General features: G+C 35.5%; 7 protein-coding genes. 3 read left to right on the forward strand and 4 right to left on the reverse strand.

The genetic code is table 11. The annotated features are described in order from the left end of the window. Positions 1–13: 13 nt before the first annotated feature. Positions 14–2,614, forward strand: coding sequence for a sodium-translocating pyrophosphatase (locus OLM53_RS12090; protein WP_264520490.1), 2,601 nt, complete (start codon positions 14–16; stop codon positions 2,612–2,614). Between the two features lie 272 nt (positions 2,615–2,886). Here OLM53_RS12090 and OLM53_RS12095 read toward each other — a convergent pair whose 3' ends face one another. From OLM53_RS12095 to OLM53_RS12105, 3 genes are all read right to left on the reverse strand, one after another. Then, a complete protein-coding gene (locus tag OLM53_RS12095; protein ID WP_264520491.1) occupies positions 2,887–9,897 on the reverse strand; it encodes a T9SS type A sorting domain-containing protein in 7,011 nt (2,336 codons plus the stop codon). Between the two features lie 177 nt (positions 9,898–10,074). Beyond that, the gene (locus OLM53_RS12100; RefSeq protein ID WP_264520492.1) at positions 10,075–10,689 is read right to left on the reverse strand and encodes a deoxynucleoside kinase; all 615 of its coding nucleotides are present in this window, start codon (positions 10,687–10,689) and stop codon (positions 10,075–10,077) included. Beyond that, on the reverse strand, positions 10,689–11,483 hold the full coding sequence (locus OLM53_RS12105; RefSeq protein WP_264520493.1) for a hypothetical protein: 795 nt from the start codon (positions 11,481–11,483) through the stop codon (positions 10,689–10,691). The genes OLM53_RS12100 and OLM53_RS12105 overlap by 1 nt, the downstream gene beginning before the upstream one ends. 190 nt (positions 11,484–11,673) lie before the next feature. Here OLM53_RS12105 and OLM53_RS12110 point away from each other — a divergent pair, with 190 nt between their 5' ends. Together OLM53_RS12110 and OLM53_RS12115 are read left to right on the forward strand one after the other, a co-directional pair. Next, entirely contained in the window at positions 11,674–12,582 is a 909-nt protein-coding gene (locus OLM53_RS12110; protein WP_264522453.1) for a GLPGLI family protein, read from the forward strand. 18 nt (positions 12,583–12,600) lie between these two features. Next, on the forward strand, positions 12,601–15,285 hold the full coding sequence (locus OLM53_RS12115; protein ID WP_264520494.1) for a carboxypeptidase-like regulatory domain-containing protein: 2,685 nt from the start codon (positions 12,601–12,603) through the stop codon (positions 15,283–15,285). A gap of 53 nt (positions 15,286–15,338) precedes the next feature. Here OLM53_RS12115 and metK read toward each other — a convergent pair whose 3' ends face one another. After that, positions 15,339–16,589, reverse strand: a complete 1,251-nt coding sequence (gene metK, locus OLM53_RS12120; protein WP_264520495.1) for a methionine adenosyltransferase — start codon at positions 16,587–16,589, stop codon at positions 15,339–15,341. Between the last annotated feature and the right edge of the window lie 445 nt (positions 16,590–17,034).

Here is a 17,034-nt window from a genome sequence, read left to right on the forward strand (position 1 = left end):
AAAAATTATATTTATGGAATCATACATGATTTATGTGCCAATAGTAATGGCGTTAATTGGATTGGCTTTTATGGCAATCAAAAGAAGCTGGGTTTTAAAACAAGATGCCGGAGATGGTAAAATGAAAGAGATTTCAGATTACATCTACGAAGGTGCTTTGGCTTTCTTAAAAGCAGAATACAGATTGTTAGCCGTTTTTGTACTTATTGCAAGTGTGGTGTTAGCAGGTATTACTTTTTTACCTGGTGTTAAAACGCATTTATTAATTGTTGTTGCTTTTATTTTCGGAGCTTTCTTTTCAGCTTTAGCAGGAAACATGGGGATGAAAATTGCAACTAAAACAAATGTTAGAACTACGCAAGCTGCTCGTACAAGTTTGCCACAAGCTTTAAAAGTTTCTTTTGGTGGTGGTACTGTAATGGGTCTTGGAGTTGCTGGTTTAGCTGTTTTAGGGTTAACAACATTCTTTATAGTGTTCTTCCACTTCTTTATGGGTGGTGTTTGGACAGATACCGAAGGGATGACCGTGGTATTAGAAACATTAGCTGGTTTCTCTTTAGGAGCTGAATCTATCGCTTTGTTTGCTCGTGTTGGTGGTGGTATTTATACTAAAGCTGCTGACGTTGGTGCTGACTTAGTAGGTAAAGTTGAAGCTGGAATTCCAGAAGATGACCCAAGAAACCCTGCAACAATTGCAGATAACGTTGGAGATAACGTAGGTGACGTTGCCGGTATGGGTGCCGATTTATTCGGTTCTTATGTTGCAACGGTATTAGCTGCAATGGTTTTAGGTAACTATGTGATTAAAGATATGGGCGGAAAAATCGAAGACGCTTTCGGTGGAATTGGTCCAATTTTATTGCCTATGGCTATCGCTGGTTTCGGAATCTTATTCTCTATCATCGGAACAATGTTAGTTAAAATCACTAGTGATGATGCTAAAGAAGCTCAAGTACAAAAAGCATTAAACATTGGAAACTGGGTTTCTATTGGATTAACTTTAATTGCTTGTTATTTCTTAGTGCAATTCATGTTGCCTGCTACAATGAAAATGGAATTCTACGGTGAAGGATTAAAAGAAATCTCTTCAATGCGTGTGTTCTATGCTACAATTATCGGATTATTTGTTGGTGGAGCTATTTCATCAGTAACAGAATATTACACAGGTTTAGGTACAAAACCAGTTTTGGCTATCGTACAAAAATCATCAACTGGTGCAGGAACTAACGTAATCGCTGGTTTAGCAACAGGTATGATTTCTACTTTCCCAACTGTATTATTATTTGCTGGTGCTATTTGGGCCTCTTATGCTTTTGCTGGTTTCTACGGTGTGGCTTTAGCGGCTTCTGCTATGATGGCTACAACGGCTATGCAATTAGCTATCGACGCTTTCGGACCAATTTCTGATAACGCGGGTGGTATTGCTGAAATGAGTGAATTACCAAAAGAAGTTAGAACAAGAACAGATATCTTGGATTCAGTAGGTAATACTACTGCTGCAACTGGAAAAGGTTTTGCTATTGCTTCTGCTGCCTTAACATCTTTAGCATTATTTGCTGCTTATGTAACGTTCACAGGAATTGACGGTATCAATATCTTCAAAGCGCCTGTATTAGCCATGTTATTTGTTGGTGGTATGATTCCAGTAGTATTCTCTGCTTTAGCTATGAATTCTGTGGGTAAAGCGGCTATGGACATGGTATACGAAGTTCGTCGTCAGTTCAAAGAAATTCCTGGAATTATGGAAGGAACTGGTAAACCAGAATATGGTAAATGTGTTGAGATTTCTACTAAAGCTGCTTTAAGAGAAATGATGTTACCTGGAGTAATGACTATTGGTTTCCCAATTGCCATTGTATTATTAGGTAAATTAGTTTACGGAGATAACAACCAATTAATCGCTGAAATGTTAGGAGGGTATATGGCCGGAGTTACTGTTTCAGGTGTACTTTGGGCTGTGTTCCAAAACAATGCTGGTGGTGCATGGGATAATGCTAAAAAATCATTCGAAGCTGGTGTTGAAATCAACGGAGAAATGACATACAAAGGGTCAGATGCTCACAAAGCGGCTGTAACTGGAGATACTGTTGGAGATCCATTTAAAGATACTTCTGGTCCATCAATGAACATCTTAATCAAATTGACGTGTTTAATTGGTTTAGTAATCGCTCCAATCTTAGGGGCTGGTAACGAAGGTGGAACTAAAGAAATGAAATGTACTGTTCAAATGGAATCTTGTGAAGGGGATATGATAGGCAAATGCGATATGAGCAAATGTGCTACTATGACTAAAGACGAGTGCGCTAAAATGTGTGATTCTTTAAAATGTACTCCAGAGCAAAAAGAAGCTTGTCTTTCTCATTATGATGCTAACGGTAACTTCATCAAGAAAACATCTTGTGTTGATATGTCAGCGGATAAAAAAGAAGATTGTTGTGCTAAAAAAGGAGCAACAGCTCCATCTACTACTGAGAAAAATGTAAAAGTGGTTATCATCAATACAAACGGTAAAGCCAAAGCAACTGTTACTACTACTGTAGGGGGTACTTCAACCTCTGAAACTTTTGAAGGAACAGAAGCAGAAGTAAAAGCTAAAGTAGAGGCATTGAAATAATAGGTATACTTTATAGAAACAAAAACAGCCCGCTTATGTGGGCTGTTTTTTTGTTTTAATGAAATGCTAACAAGCTTTTTTCTGTTGGGTAAGGCAAGAAGTGCCCGGTTTATGTCCAAAACCCTTAAAATGTTTCCCAGAAACCTTCCCGCTACCTAGCGACAAGCTTTCGGGAACAAATTGTTATTAATTTGCAAGGTATAGGGTATTAGGATATAAAAAAAGCCGACTCATTATTAGAGAGCCAGCTTTTTAATCATTTATAAAAAGAACTATCTTTTCTTAATGACCTTAATGATTTTCTCTTTATCATCCGCAACTACTTTAATGAAATAAGTGGCTTCAGCAAATCGAGATAAATCCACTTGAACTTCCGTTGCATTTGTTTCTTTTGTCATCAAGGTTTGGCCAATTAGGTTAACCAATGTTATTTGAGTAATGTTTCTAGAATACGAAATGGTAACCACAGATGAAGTTGGATTTGGATAATAAGCAAAATGTAAATCATCAAATGCATCACTGCCTAAACTAACAGTTACCGTAACAGCAAGAGGAGTACTAGAACAAGACCCAACAACATTGACAGCATAATAAGTAGCGCCATTAGTAAGTACTGTTGATGTTGCTAATGCATTACTTCCTGTTTGAGCATCGGCTAACGAACCATACCACACCACATTTGCTGGACTCACAACAATATTTGCAATTGTAGCATCATTCAAATTAGCTACTGGGAATGTTTGTGTAGCGTTTCCTGTTGGGGTATTGGCGGTATTAACAGTGATAGTCATAGTACCTAATGCTGCACATTGACCAGCATCTGGAGTGAATGTATATGTTGTAGTTACAGTATTATCTAAAGCAGGTGACCAAGTTCCCGTAAACCCATTATTAGAAGTAGTTGGCAAACCTACTAATGGATCTCCATTACAAATAGGAGCCACCGCAGTAAAGGTTGGTGTAAGAGGTTGATTAACCGTTATTGTCAAAGAAGCTGTTGTGGCACACTGCCCAGCATTTGGAGTGAATGTGTAAGTTGTAGTCGTTGTGTTATCCAAAACTGGTGACCAAGTACCTGAAATTCCATTATTGGAAGTCGTTGGCAAAGCCGATAAAGAATCTCCATTACAAATAGGAGCCACCGCAGTAAATATTGGCGTTATAGGTTGATTAACCGTTATAGTTAAAGTTGTAGCAACACCACATTGTCCAGCATTAGGAGTAAAGGTGTAAGTGGTAGTACTTGTATTATCTATGGCGGGCGACCAAGTTCCAGAAATTCCATTATTTGAGATTGTAGGCAAGACTACAACATCTCCGTTACAAATAGGAGCTACTGCTGTAAAAGTTGGCGTAACGGGTTGATTAACGATTATTGTTAAAGTTGTTACAACGCCACATTGTCCGATATTAGGAGTGAATGTATAAGTTGTAGTTGTTGTATTATATAAAGCAGGCGACCAAGTACCTGATATATTATTATTAGAAGTAGTTGGTAAGGCTGTTAGTGTATTACCATTACATATTGGATTCACTGCTGTAAATGTTGGTATGGTAACAGGTTGATTAACCGTTATAGTCAACGAAGCTGTTGTTGCGCATTGTCCCGCATCAGGAGTGAATGTATAAGTTGTCGTCGTTGTATTATCCAAAGCTGGCGACCAACTACCCGTGTATCCATTGTTAGATGTTGTTGGTAAAGCAGTTAAAGTTTCACCATTACATATAGGAGTTACAGCCGTAAAAGTTGGTGTCACTGGTTGATTAACCGTAATAGTTAATGAAGCTGTACTTGCACATTGACCAGCATCAGGAGTGAATGTGTAATTTGTAGTAGTTGAGTTATCCAAAGCTGGTGACCAAGTACCTGAAATTCCATTATTGGAAGTAGTTGGTAAAGCTGATAAAGAATCTCCATTACAGATAACAGCCACCGCTGTGAAGGTTGGTGTAACAGGTTGATTAACTGTAATAGTTAAAGAAGCTGTAGTTGCACATTGTCCAGCATCAGGAGTGAATGTGTAATTTGTAGTAGTTGAGTTATCCAAAGCTGGTGACCAAGTACCTGAAATTCCATTATTGGAAGTAGTTGGTAAAGCTGATAATAAATCTCCATTACAAATAGCAGCCACTGCTGTGAAAGTTGATGTTATAGGTTGATTAACATTTATTGTCAATGTAGCTGTAATTGCGCATTGTCCAGCATCAGGTGTAAAGGTATAAGTTGTAGTAGTTGTGTTATCCAAAGCCGGTGACCAAGTACCTGAAATTCCATTATTAGAAGTAGTTGGCAACGATACCGTATCTCCATTACAAATAGGGGCTATAGCCGTAAAAGTTGGTGTTACTGGTTGATTAACCGTAATAGTTAAAGAAGTTGTACTTGCACACTGACCCGCATCAGGAGTAAAGGTATAAGTTGTAGTTGCTGTAATATCTAGAGCAGGTGACCAAGTTCCAGTATATCCGTTATTGGAAGTTGTTGGTAAAGCTGATAGTGCATCTCCATTACAAATAGGAGCTATTGGCGTAAAAGTTGGTGTCACAGGTTGATTAACCGTAATAGTCAAAGAAGCTGTAGTTGCACATTGTCCAGCATCAGGAGTGAATGTATAAGTTGTCGTTGCTGTATTATCTAAGGCAGGTGACCAAGATCCAGTATATCCGTTATTGGAAGTTGTTGGTAAAGCTAATAATGAATCTCCATTACAAATAGGAGCTACTGTTGTAAAAGTTGGCGTTACTGGTTGATTAACTGTGATTGTTAAAGTAGTTGTACTTGAACACTGACCAGCATCAGGAGTAAAGGTATAAGTAGTAGTTGCTGTATTATCTAAAGCAGGTGACCAAGTACCTGTATATCCATTATTAGATGTAGTTGGCAAAGCTGATAATGTATCACCATTACAGATAGTAGCCACTGCTGTGAAAGTTGGTGTTATAGGTTGATTAACTGTGATTGTAAAAGTAGTTGTACTTGCACACTGACCAGCATCTGGAGTGAATGTATAAGTTGTAGTTGCTGTATTATCTATAGCTGGCGACCAAGTTCCATTATATCCATTATTAGAAGTAGTTGGCAACGATACCGTATCTCCATTACAAATAGGAGCTACTGGAGTAAAAGTTGGTGTCAGAGGATGATTAACCGTAATAGTTAAAGATGCTGTACTTGCACACTGACCAGCATCAGGAGTAAAGGTATAAGTTGTAGTTGCTGTATTATTTAAAGCAGGTGACCAAGTTCCTGTATATCCGTTATTGGAAGTTGTTGGTAAAGCTGATAAAGAATCTCCATTACAAATAGGAGATACCGCAGTAAAATTTGGTGTTACAGGTTGATTAACTGTTATTGTCAAAGAAGCTGTACTTGCACATTGTCCAGCATCAGGAGTGAATGTATAAGTTGTAGTTGCTGTATTATTTAAAGCAGATGACCAAGTTCCTGTATATCCGTTATTGGAAGTTGTTGGTAAAGCTGATAAAGAATCTCCATTACAAATAGGAGCTACAGCTGTGAAAGTTGGTGTCACAGGTTGATTAACTGTAATAGTTAAAGAAGCTGTTGTAGCACATTGACCGGCATCAGGAGTAAACGTATAAGTCGTTGTAGCTGTATTATCTATAACAGGCGACCAAGTTCCTATATAGCCATTATTGGAAGTCGTTGGTAACGATACGGTATCTCCATTACAAATAGGAGCTACTGCTGTAAAAGTTGGCGTCACAGGTTGATTAACTGTAATAGTTAAAGAAGCTGTAGTTGCACACTGACCAGCAGTTGGTGTAAACGTATAAGCCGCGGTTGTAGTATTATCTATAGCTGGTGACCAAGTTCCAGTATATCCATTATTGGAAGTTGTTGTCAAAGCCGATAAAGAATCTCCATTACAAATAGGAGCGACTGCTGTAAAAGTTGGTGTCACAGGTTGATTAACCGTAATAGTTAATGAAGCATTTGTAGCACACTGACCAGCATCAGAAGTAAAGGTATATGTTGTAGATGTAGTATTATCTAAAGCAGGTGACCAAGTTCCTATATATCCATTATTAGAAGTCGTTGGCAAAGCCGATAAAGAATCACCATTACATATTGGAGAAACCGAAGTAAAGGTTGGCGTTATGGGTTGATTAACCGTAATAGTTAATGAAGCATTTGTAGCACACTGACCAGCATCAGGAGTGAAGGTATAAGTTGTGGTAGTAGTATTATCTAAAGCTGGAGACCAACTTCCAGTATATCCATTATTGGAAGTCGTTGGTAAAGCCGATAAAGCATCACCATTACATATTGGAGCGACTGCTGTAAAGGTTGGTGTTACAGGTTGATTAACATTTACTGTCAAAGAAGTTGTTGTTGCACACTGACCAGTATTTGGTGTGAAAGTATAAGTTGTGGTTGTTGTATTATCTAGGGTTGGTGACCAAGTTCCTATGTATCCATTATTGGAAGTTGTAGGTAAAGCCGATAAAGCATCACCATTACATATTGGAGCGACTGCTGTAAAGGTTGGTGTTACAGGTTGATTAACATTTACTGTCAAAGAAGTTGTTGTTGCACACTGACCAGTATTTGGTGTGAAAGTATAAGTTGTGGTTGTTGTATTATCTAGGGTTGGTGACCAAGTTCCTATGTATCCATTATTGGAAGTTGTAGGTAAGGATAAGGAATCTCCATTACATATAGGAGCCATAGCGGTAAAAGTTGGTGTTATAGGTTGATTAACAGTTATTGTCAAAGAAGCAGTTGCAGCACATTGACCTGCAGTTGGTGTAAATGTATAAGTTGTGGTGGTTGTATTGTCTAAAGCAGGCGACCAAGTTCCTGTGTATCCATTATTAGAAGTAGTTGGTAAAGGGGATAATGAATCGCCATTACAAATAGGAGCAATAGCTGTGAAGGTTGGCGTTACGGGTTGATTAACCGTTATCGTTAAAGTTGTAGTAGCTGCACATTGACCAGCATCAGGTGTAAATGTGTAAATGGTTGTAATTGTATTGTCTAGTGCTGGGGACCAAGTTCCTGTATAGCCATTATTTGAAGTAGTTGGCAAAGGGGATAATGAATCACCATTGCAAATTGGACTAACTGCCGTAAAAGTTGGAGTTATTGGCTGATTAACAGTCACCGTTAGATTGGCAGTTGAGGCACAAAGACCTGCACTTGGAGTAAATGTATATGTGGTGGTTGTTGTATTATCAATCGCTGGCGACCAAGTTCCGGTGTATCCATTATTGGAAGTAGTTGGCAATGATAATGCATCTCCATTACAAATGGGTGAAATAGTTGTAAAAGTTGGTGCAGTTTGTGGCAATAAGGTTTGTGTAATATTCAATCCATAAGTACCTTGTTCTTCACCCAAACCATAATATCCATCTACCAAAACATAAACAACATCTTCTGATGAAACATCCAATCCAGTTATTGAAGATTGTCTAGTAAGTCCACAATCATCATCACTATTGGCTAATTCAGTTGTTCCATCTTGAGTAAATACTCTCAAAATAGTATCAAAATTGGTTCCAGTACAAGTGTTTAAACTTAAAGATTGAGCACAAGCATCTAAAGTAACTTTATACCAAACATCTGGTGCAGGAGTCCCAAATGTATCAGTATAACAATTTGCTGCAAGGTTGTTCCCTGTCGTAGTATAATTTGGTGTTGAAACATTTATTGCTGTAGCACGAGTGTCTCCAGGAGGTGGAGTTGTATTTATGGTCAGGTCTAATGTTTCTGTACTACAACTGGTAGGATTAGTAGCCACAGCGAAATTTTTTATCGAAACATAATGATTAGGGACATTTGTTGATGAACTAAAAACAATACTACTTATTAAATTGTTATTAAAATAGCCAAAAGTATCTGTGTCTGTAGTAACTGTTCTACTTTGTACGTGACCATCAGAATAAGTAACGGTCACATTTCCTGAAATAACGGCATCGTTAATATCGGTTGTAAAATAATTGGCAGATACACCATATACAGGAGGGTTAAATGTTATTGTTATCGGATTATTTGGGTTGGCTGTTCCAAGAAAACTTCCGCTAGAATACATTCCTCCGGGTGCAGACATGGTAACATTAGTTGAACCTAGAGTAAAAGTTGTTGGATTGGTTGCTGGAATAGTGCTAAGATCATTCAAAACTATAGTAGCGTTGAAAGAAAGTGCATGTTGAACCCATAAATTAAAATCATCTATTTCTGAAGTGTCTGTTATTGGGATTGTGGTTGTATAGGAACCGCTAGCGTTATAGGTTACTCCATTAATTGGCCATGTATAACTATTACATGCTGTCATACTTGTAGAATGAGCTGTAATAGGAAATACAGTAATTGTTTTGGTAGTATTAGTTGCACATTGTCCACTGTCAGGTGTAAATGTACATGTAGTGGTGTTTGTGTTATCTATAGCTGGTGACCAAGTTCCAGTAATTCCATTATTAGAAGTAGTTGGCAATGCTGCTAAAGTATTTCCTTCACATATTGGTGCTACAACAGGGAAAGTTGGTGTAGCTGGGGTAATAATAGTTAAATCTAAAGTATCAGTTGAAGCTGGATTAGTAGCAATACTTAAATTTTTTAGGGAGATAAATCTATTTGAGGTAGTAGTTGTTAAAATAACACTAGTTAAAGGAGTTGTCGAAAAATAGCCGTAAGTTTCAGTATCTGAATTTACGTTTCGGCTGTCAACGGCACTATCAGAATAGGAAGCTGTAACGTTTCCATTTATGATATTGTCTGAAATATTAGTAACAAAAAAATTGCCAGCAACACCATAAATAGCTGGACTAAAAGTTATAGTGATGGGTTCTTGTGGATTGTTTGTACCTACAAAAGTACCACTAGAATACATGCCACTTGGAGCACTCAAAGTTACATTAGTACTCCCAATAGTTAAATTTAATGTAGTAGCTGCAGGAATTCCCGCTAAATTATTGAACGCAACGGTTGCTCCATAAGTAGTTGCTGAATTGTCCCATGCGGTCTGATCATTAAAAAGCTGAGTTATACCTCCGCCTGAGCCATAAATTCCAGTGATGTTATAAGTTAGACCCGTTACAGGCCAAGTATAACTATCGCAAGCTGTCACAGTTGAAGTGCTTAAAGTGCCTTGAGTTGGTGCGCTATTTCGGGTTATGTTTTGAGATGAAGTTCGACGGAAATTATTATTGTGTTCTGAACCTTTTCCAGTTTTTGATTGGGCTAAAGTTGTAAAATTAAATGATAGGAACAAAAAGAATGCTAAAAGCACAGGTGTTTTAATTGCGTAATTTTTCATCATATGGTATTTTTTGGGGTGTGTAAATGAGCCAAAATGGTTAAATTATTTTGATGCTAATTGTATAAAAATAGATATTAATTTATTTAATAACCAAATTTAACCGTTGTTTTTGAAGTTATTACCGATGAACAAATAAAAAAGCCTCACAAATGCGAGGCTTTTTGGAAGATATTTTTTTTAAAACAAACCGTTAATTTCGGCATTAATTTTATCGATGACAAATCCTAAATCTTCTGGATTGTTTACGAAATCTATATTGTCAACATCAATGATAAGTAATTTCCCTTTGTCATAAGTGTGTATCCAAGCTTCATATCGTTCATTCAATCGGCTTAAATAATCAATTGAAATAGTATTTTCATAATCACGACCCCGTTTGTGAATTTGAGAAACCAAATTAGGAATTGAGCTTCGTAAATAAATCAACAAATCGGGAGCACCAACTAGTCCTTCCATCAATTCAAAAAGTGAAGAATAATTCTCAAAATCACGATTGGTCATTAAGCCCATAGCATGCAAGTTAGGAGCAAAAATGTGAGCATCTTCATAGATCGTTCTATCTTGAATAATATTTTTTCCACTTTCGCGAATTTGCAACACTTGGCGAAAACGAGAGTTCAAGAAATAAATCTGCAAGTTAAAACTCCAACGTTCCATTTGGTGATAAAAATCATCCAAATAAGGATTGTCAACTACATCTTCAAAATGAGGTTCCCATTTGAATTGTTTGGCTAAAAATCGTGTTAACGTTGTCTTTCCTGCTCCGATGTTTCCTGCTACCGCTATGTGCATTATGGTAATTTTATTTTATAATTCTTAATTTGTTGGTTGGTAAAAATAGCTAAAATTTGGTCTTTGTAATAATAATTTTTAAACGATTTCTCAACAATTTCTATTTCGTAAACGACTTTATTTTGGTTATTCAAACAATAGAGCACGTTGTCTCTTGAAAACAATAATTTTTCGTTATCAATAATTTGAATTTTTTCAAAAGGTGGAATATTGGCCAATAAAGTAACCTTGCCAAAAATGTCAATAGTATACCAATTGTTCACTTCATCAATCCAATAAAAATTATTAAAGTCTGACTGGGTGTATTTTATATTCTCTTGAATAGGATTTCCAATATTTTTAAAAGTGTTTTTCAAATAATCAAACAATACTATTTGCTGAGTCAAAGCATTATAAATCCAAAATTGATTCTGAGAAGCTAAACCAATTTTAGAAGCAAAAATGGTATTGTCAATGTCGAATAGGTTTGTTTTTTGGGTTTCATTCAGTTGGTTGTCAAGCGTAATTATCGTATTAAAGTCTTCATAGAAGACCACTATTTTCATGGGATTGATATAATCAACAGAAGTTATTTTTCCAAGCGCTACATTTTTATATTCCCATTTTTGAGTCTCGTTTTCTTTACTAAAAACATTATCTTTTATATAATAATTATTACCCAAGCCATCAAAGCCGATATACGTCTTGTTGTCTAGTTCTTTTGTATCCAATGCCTTAGTTTTTAATTTTTGATTTTGACTAAAACCTATGGTGCAACTCAACACTAATAATAAATAAATTACATTCTTCATCATAGGGCTAATTTACAATAAACGAATCTAATTTTGACAACACCAAAAAGATATTTTAACAAAACATTGGTAACGAATTCGCAAGTATTTGTCATATTTGTTCTTTCAAAACTAAAAATCAATGAAATCAAAGATTATTTCATCCGTTCACCTTTCAGGCTCGGGTCACGAATTCCGTAAAAAAGCAACTCTGATGAGTAAAAAATTAGTTTATACTTCATTATTTTTATTGGCATTTAGTATTTCAAATGCTCAAAAAGATTTTCAAGGAATGGCCGTTTATGAGTCAAAAACAAGCACTTCCGATTTTAAATCTCGTTTGCAAGGGAATAAAGAAATTACTCCCGAAATGCAGAAAATGATTGAAGAGCGAATGAAAAAAATGTTTGAAAAAACATTCATTCTCAATTTTGATAAGTCAGCTTCCATCTATAAAGAAGAAGAAAAGTTAGATGCGCCAGGAACAGGACAAGGAGGAGGAATGCGAATGATGTCCTCTATGATGGGCGGTGGCGGCACCTATTATAAAAATGTAAAAGATAAAAGTTATACGGTTGATAAAGAATTTATGGGGAAAGAATTTTTAGTAAAAGATTCGTTGCCCAAATTAAACTGGAAAATGGAAAGCGAAACCAGAATGATTGGCGGCTACAACTGTTTCAAAGCAACAGCCGTTAGACCAGTAAGTCAATCCGATTTTAGAAATTTCAGACCCAAAAAAGAGGAAGATAAAAAAACAGACAAACCAAAAACCGAAGATAAAGACAAGAAAACCAATTTTATGGATGATTTTGATATGCCAAAGGAAATAACAATCACCGCTTGGTATACACCTGAAATTCCAGTAAATCAAGGGCCCGAAAGCTATTGGGGTTTGCCAGGTTTAATTCTCGAAGTCAACGATGGTAAAACGACTGTTTTATGTTCAAAGGTGGTTTTGAATGCTAAAGAAAAGGCAGAAATTAAAGCGCCAACCAACGGAAAAGTAATTTCTCAAAAAGAATACGACGAAACCGTAATAAAAAAAATGGAAGAAATGCGACAAATGTATGACGGAAAAGGTGGTGATGGAAGACGAATGGAAATGAGAATGGGGCATTAATTTGGAACATAAACCTTCATGAAAAATAGTATTCTTTTCTTCTTGTTTATAACGTCAATATCTTTTTCTCAAAACATTCGTTTTGAAGGCTTAGTGCAAGACAGTAATAAGGCTCCTCTCGAAATGGCTAACATAATGGCGATGAATCTGGGCACTAAAACTATGGATGCTTATGCTATTACCAATGATAAAGGGAAGTTTTTTCTAAATCTAAAACCAAATTCAACCTATTCCATTAAACTGAGTTACCTCGGAATGCAAAACAAAGAGATTACGGTGACCACTCAATCTCAAAATATAACGCAAAATATAATGATGGAAACGGGCGGAATAGAACTCGAGGGAGTTGAAATTGTTCGTGAAATGCCTGTTTCTATTAAAGGAGACACCATTGTTTATAATGCCGATTCGTTCAAAACTGGAACAGAAAAAAAACTAGAAGATGTCTTGAAAAAATTACCTGGAGTTGAAGTAAATGCTGATGGCGAAGTTGAAGTAGAAGGAAAAAAAGTATCTAAACTTATGGTGGAAGGAAAAGACTTTTTTGATGGAGACACTAAATTAGGGGTTAAAAATATTCCTGCCGATGCCATTGATAAAGTACAAGTGCTTAGAAACTACAATGAAAATTCTATCCTAAAAGGAGTTGAGAACAATCAGGATAATATAGCCATGAATATTAAACTGAAAGACGGGAAAAAGAACTTTTGGTTCGGTGACATGACCGCTGGAATAGGCGTTGGACATGTCGAAGATCGTCATATCATAAATCCCAAAGTGTTTTATTATAGTCCAAAGTACAGTGTCAATATCATTTCCAATTTTAATAACATTGGAGAGTTGCCGTTAACGATACAAGATTATTTTAAAATGACAGGTGGCTTCCGAAAGATGATGTCCAAAGGAGGGAGTAACTTTAATGTATCCTCCAATGATTTAGGAATATTAATGCTCAGAAACAACCGAGCCAAAGAGATAGACACTAAGTTTGGAGCAGCTAATTTCTCCTATAACCCAACTAAAGCATGGAATATAAGTGGATTTGGTATTTTTTCAGCATCAAAGACGCAGGTCCAAACACTATCGCAAACTACTTATTTGTCTAATAATGCTCAACAAATTAGCAACGAAAACTCGTTTCAAAACAGTAATTTTGGGTTGGCTAAGTTGAGTTCGAGTTATAAACCTACTACTGATTTTCAATTTGATTATGATGTTTTAACTAAGTTTTCAAAACAAGATGAAAATAATAATCTGACCAGAGAAACCATCATTAATTCCGTTAATTCAAACGAAAATATTTATACCAATAAAAGACAAAACCCTCTGACGATTAATCAAAATCTCGGATTGTATTATACGAAAAATGAAAAGAATGTTTTTGTATTGGAAGCCCAACACATGTATCAATACGAAGATCCTTTTTATAATGCTAATCTTCAAACGCAACCCTTTACTTTAACGGATTATATATCAGGACAAAATAGAAACGATATCAATCAAAATCGTTTGGCCAAAACAAATAAGATCGACGCAAAGTTTGATTATTATTACATGCTAACTCCCAAAAGCAACATTAATCTGACTATTGGAAACACTTATTCGAATCAAAATTTCAACACTCATTTATTCCAAATGTTAGATAATGGTTCCGTAAATGATTTGAATTCGAATCAAAATAATAATCAAGTGGTTTATGGTTTTAATGATGCCTTTATTGGTCTACACTACAAAATTCTTAAAGGAAAATTCACTATTACACCAGGAGTAAGCTATCATTTTTATAACACCAATAGTCAGCAATTGGGGGCTTCGTTACAAAATCATTTCAATAAATTATTACCCGACTTGTTTGTGTTATACCAAATTAAAAAGTCAGAGACACTGACCTATAATTTCTCTTTAACCAATGATTTTACAGATATCACAAAATTGGCTGAAGGCTATTTAATGTCGAGCTATAATAGTATTTTCAGAGGGAATAGGAATTTAGAAAATGCTACATCTCAAGTCCACTCCTTGCGCTATTTCAAATACAATATGTTTAATTTTGAAAATATTTTTGCTAATGCAACTTATACGAGAAGTGTAGATGCTGTGAAATCTAGAGTCGTTTTTGCAGGAGTAAATCAATTATCCACTCCTTATAATTCCAACTTTCCAGATGAAAATTTTTCCAGTATGGGAAGCTATGGACGTTCTTTTTTAAAGTATTATAAAGCTTCTTTAAGTGCCAATATTAATTGGTCTAAGTTTTATAATATTATCGGAGGGGTCAACAATAGTACAGAGAGTTTTACACATACTTATACTTTAAAGACTTCTACCAATTTTAAAAAAATGCCTAATATCGAGTTAGGCTATACGTTTACCAATAATGAGTATAATCACACTACTTTTAAAACAGACAGTCCTTTTGCACGATTAGATTATTATTTCTGGGATAGCTTTGGTTGGGTAACGGAGTATGAGTATTACCATTATTACAACAATGATAAAACGGTTGATAATCATTATGATTTCCTTTCTTCTAGTTTAGTCTATCAAAAGAAAGACAGTAAGTGGGAATATAAAATTGGAGTCAATAATTTATTAAACACAAAATCCTTGAACGATAGTAGTTTTAACCAATTTGCTGTTTCCAACTCACAGTATTTTGTTCAGCCAAGGTATATTATTTTTAGTATGAAATATAATTTATAGCAATAAAAAACCAGCTCATTGAGCTGGTTTTTTTATAAGAAGGAGTTTCAGATTTATAATCCGAAAGCTGCTTTTACTTTATCTACATAATCCAATTTCTCCCAAGTAAATAACTCTACCGTTACTGTTTTTGGAGCTCCATTTGGTAATTGGAAAGTTTTAGTAACCGTTTCTGGCGTTCTTCCCATGTGACCATAAGCAGCAGTTTCGCTGTAAATAGGATTTCTTAATTTCAAACGTTGTTCAATAAAGTACGGACGCATATCAAATACGTTTTCAACTACTTTACTGATTTCTCCGTCAGTTAAATTTACTTTTGAAGTTCCGTAAGTTACTACGTTAATAGAAGTTGGTTTTGCTACTCCAATCGCATAAGAAACCTGAACCAAAACTTCGTCACACAATCCAGCAGCTACTAAGTTTTTAGCAATATGACGTGTTGCATAAGCAGCAGAACGGTCAACTTTTGATGGGTCTTTTCCAGAGAATGCTCCACCACCGTGAGCTCCTTTACCACCATAAGTATCTACAATGATTTTTCTTCCAGTTAAACCTGTATCTCCGTGAGGTCCACCAATTACGAATTTTCCTGTTGGATTGATGTGGTAGGTAATTTGGTCATTGAAAAAATGAGCATATTGCGGGTATTTTGCTTTAATTCTTGGAATCAAAATGCCAACTAAATCGCTTTTAATTTTAGCTAACATTTCAGCTTCGGCAGCAAAATCATCATGCTGAGTAGAAATTACAATGGCATCAATTCTTTGTGGTTTGTTGTCATCAGAATACTCTAAAGTCACTTGTGACTTAGCGTCTGGACGTAAGTATTTAATTTCGTTATTTTCTCTTCTTAAATTGGCTAATTCAATTAACAAAGCATGAGACAAATCTAAAGCCAATGGCATATAGTTTTCCGTTTCATTAGTGGCATAACCAAACATCATTCCTTGGTCACCAGCACCTTGCTCTTCTTTACTTGCTCTATCAACTCCTTGATTAATATCAGCAGATTGTTCATGAATTGCAGATAAAACACCACAAGAATCAGCTTCAAACATATACTCGCTTTTAGTATATCCAATTTTTCTGATTACTTCTCTTGCAATAGATTGTACATCAAGATAAGTACTTGATTTTACTTCTCCTGCCAAAATCACTTGACCAGTAGTAACCAATGTTTCGCAAGCTACTTTTGAATCAGCATCAAATGCCAAAAAGTTATCAATTAATGCATCAGAAATTTGGTCTGCAACTTTGTCTGGATGTCCTTCACTCACTGACTCCGACGTAAATAAATAAGCCATAACTATATTTTAGTTTTATATTAATTGTTGTAAAAATAAGGAAGATTGCTTTGAAAGCTAAAGGAGAGTTTCTGCTTTAGCATTTTTTAACGAGGTTGCAATCAGTTCAAATTTTTCCTCCCATTTTTTCGTGTGCAAATGTATAAAGACTATTTAGAATATAAAAAACTATTTTACTTTTTTTATTTTTTTTATGATTGTTTAAAAAATCTAAATACGTAGTATTTAAATATATATAAACAAATCTCAAATGTTAAATTTTCAAATTAAGTTTGGTCAATTGAAAAATAGTTCAGAAGTTTGCTCCAACAAAAAACAACAAAAATGAAATTTACAATGTGCCATATGTGTTGCATGATGCCGGAAACTTCCGCAGAGCTCACTATTGCATAATTTTAAATATTTAAAATATATACAATTGAACCTCTGCAAACCGCAGAGGTTT

Source organism: Flavobacterium sp. N1994, from assembly GCF_025947145.1.
GTDB lineage: Bacteria > Bacteroidota > Bacteroidia > Flavobacteriales > Flavobacteriaceae > Flavobacterium.

Coding starts and splice junctions, on each gene's coding strand:
- OLM53_RS12090 (WP_264520490.1), top strand. CDS start 14: ATGGAATCATACATGATTTATGTGCCAATAGTAATGGCGTTAATTGGA.
- metK (WP_264520495.1), bottom strand. CDS start 16,589: ATGGCTTATTTATTTACGTCGGAGTCAGTGAGTGAAGGACATCCAGAC.
- OLM53_RS12100 (WP_264520492.1), bottom strand. CDS start 10,689: ATGCACATAGCGGTAGCAGGAAACATCGGAGCAGGAAAGACAACGTTA.
- OLM53_RS12095 (WP_264520491.1), bottom strand. CDS start 9,897: ATGATGAAAAATTACGCAATTAAAACACCTGTGCTTTTAGCATTCTTT.
- OLM53_RS12105 (WP_264520493.1), bottom strand. CDS start 11,483: ATGATGAAGAATGTAATTTATTTATTATTAGTGTTGAGTTGCACCATA.
- OLM53_RS12115 (WP_264520494.1), top strand. CDS start 12,601: ATGAAAAATAGTATTCTTTTCTTCTTGTTTATAACGTCAATATCTTTT.
- OLM53_RS12110 (WP_264522453.1), top strand. CDS start 11,674: ATGAGTAAAAAATTAGTTTATACTTCATTATTTTTATTGGCATTTAGT.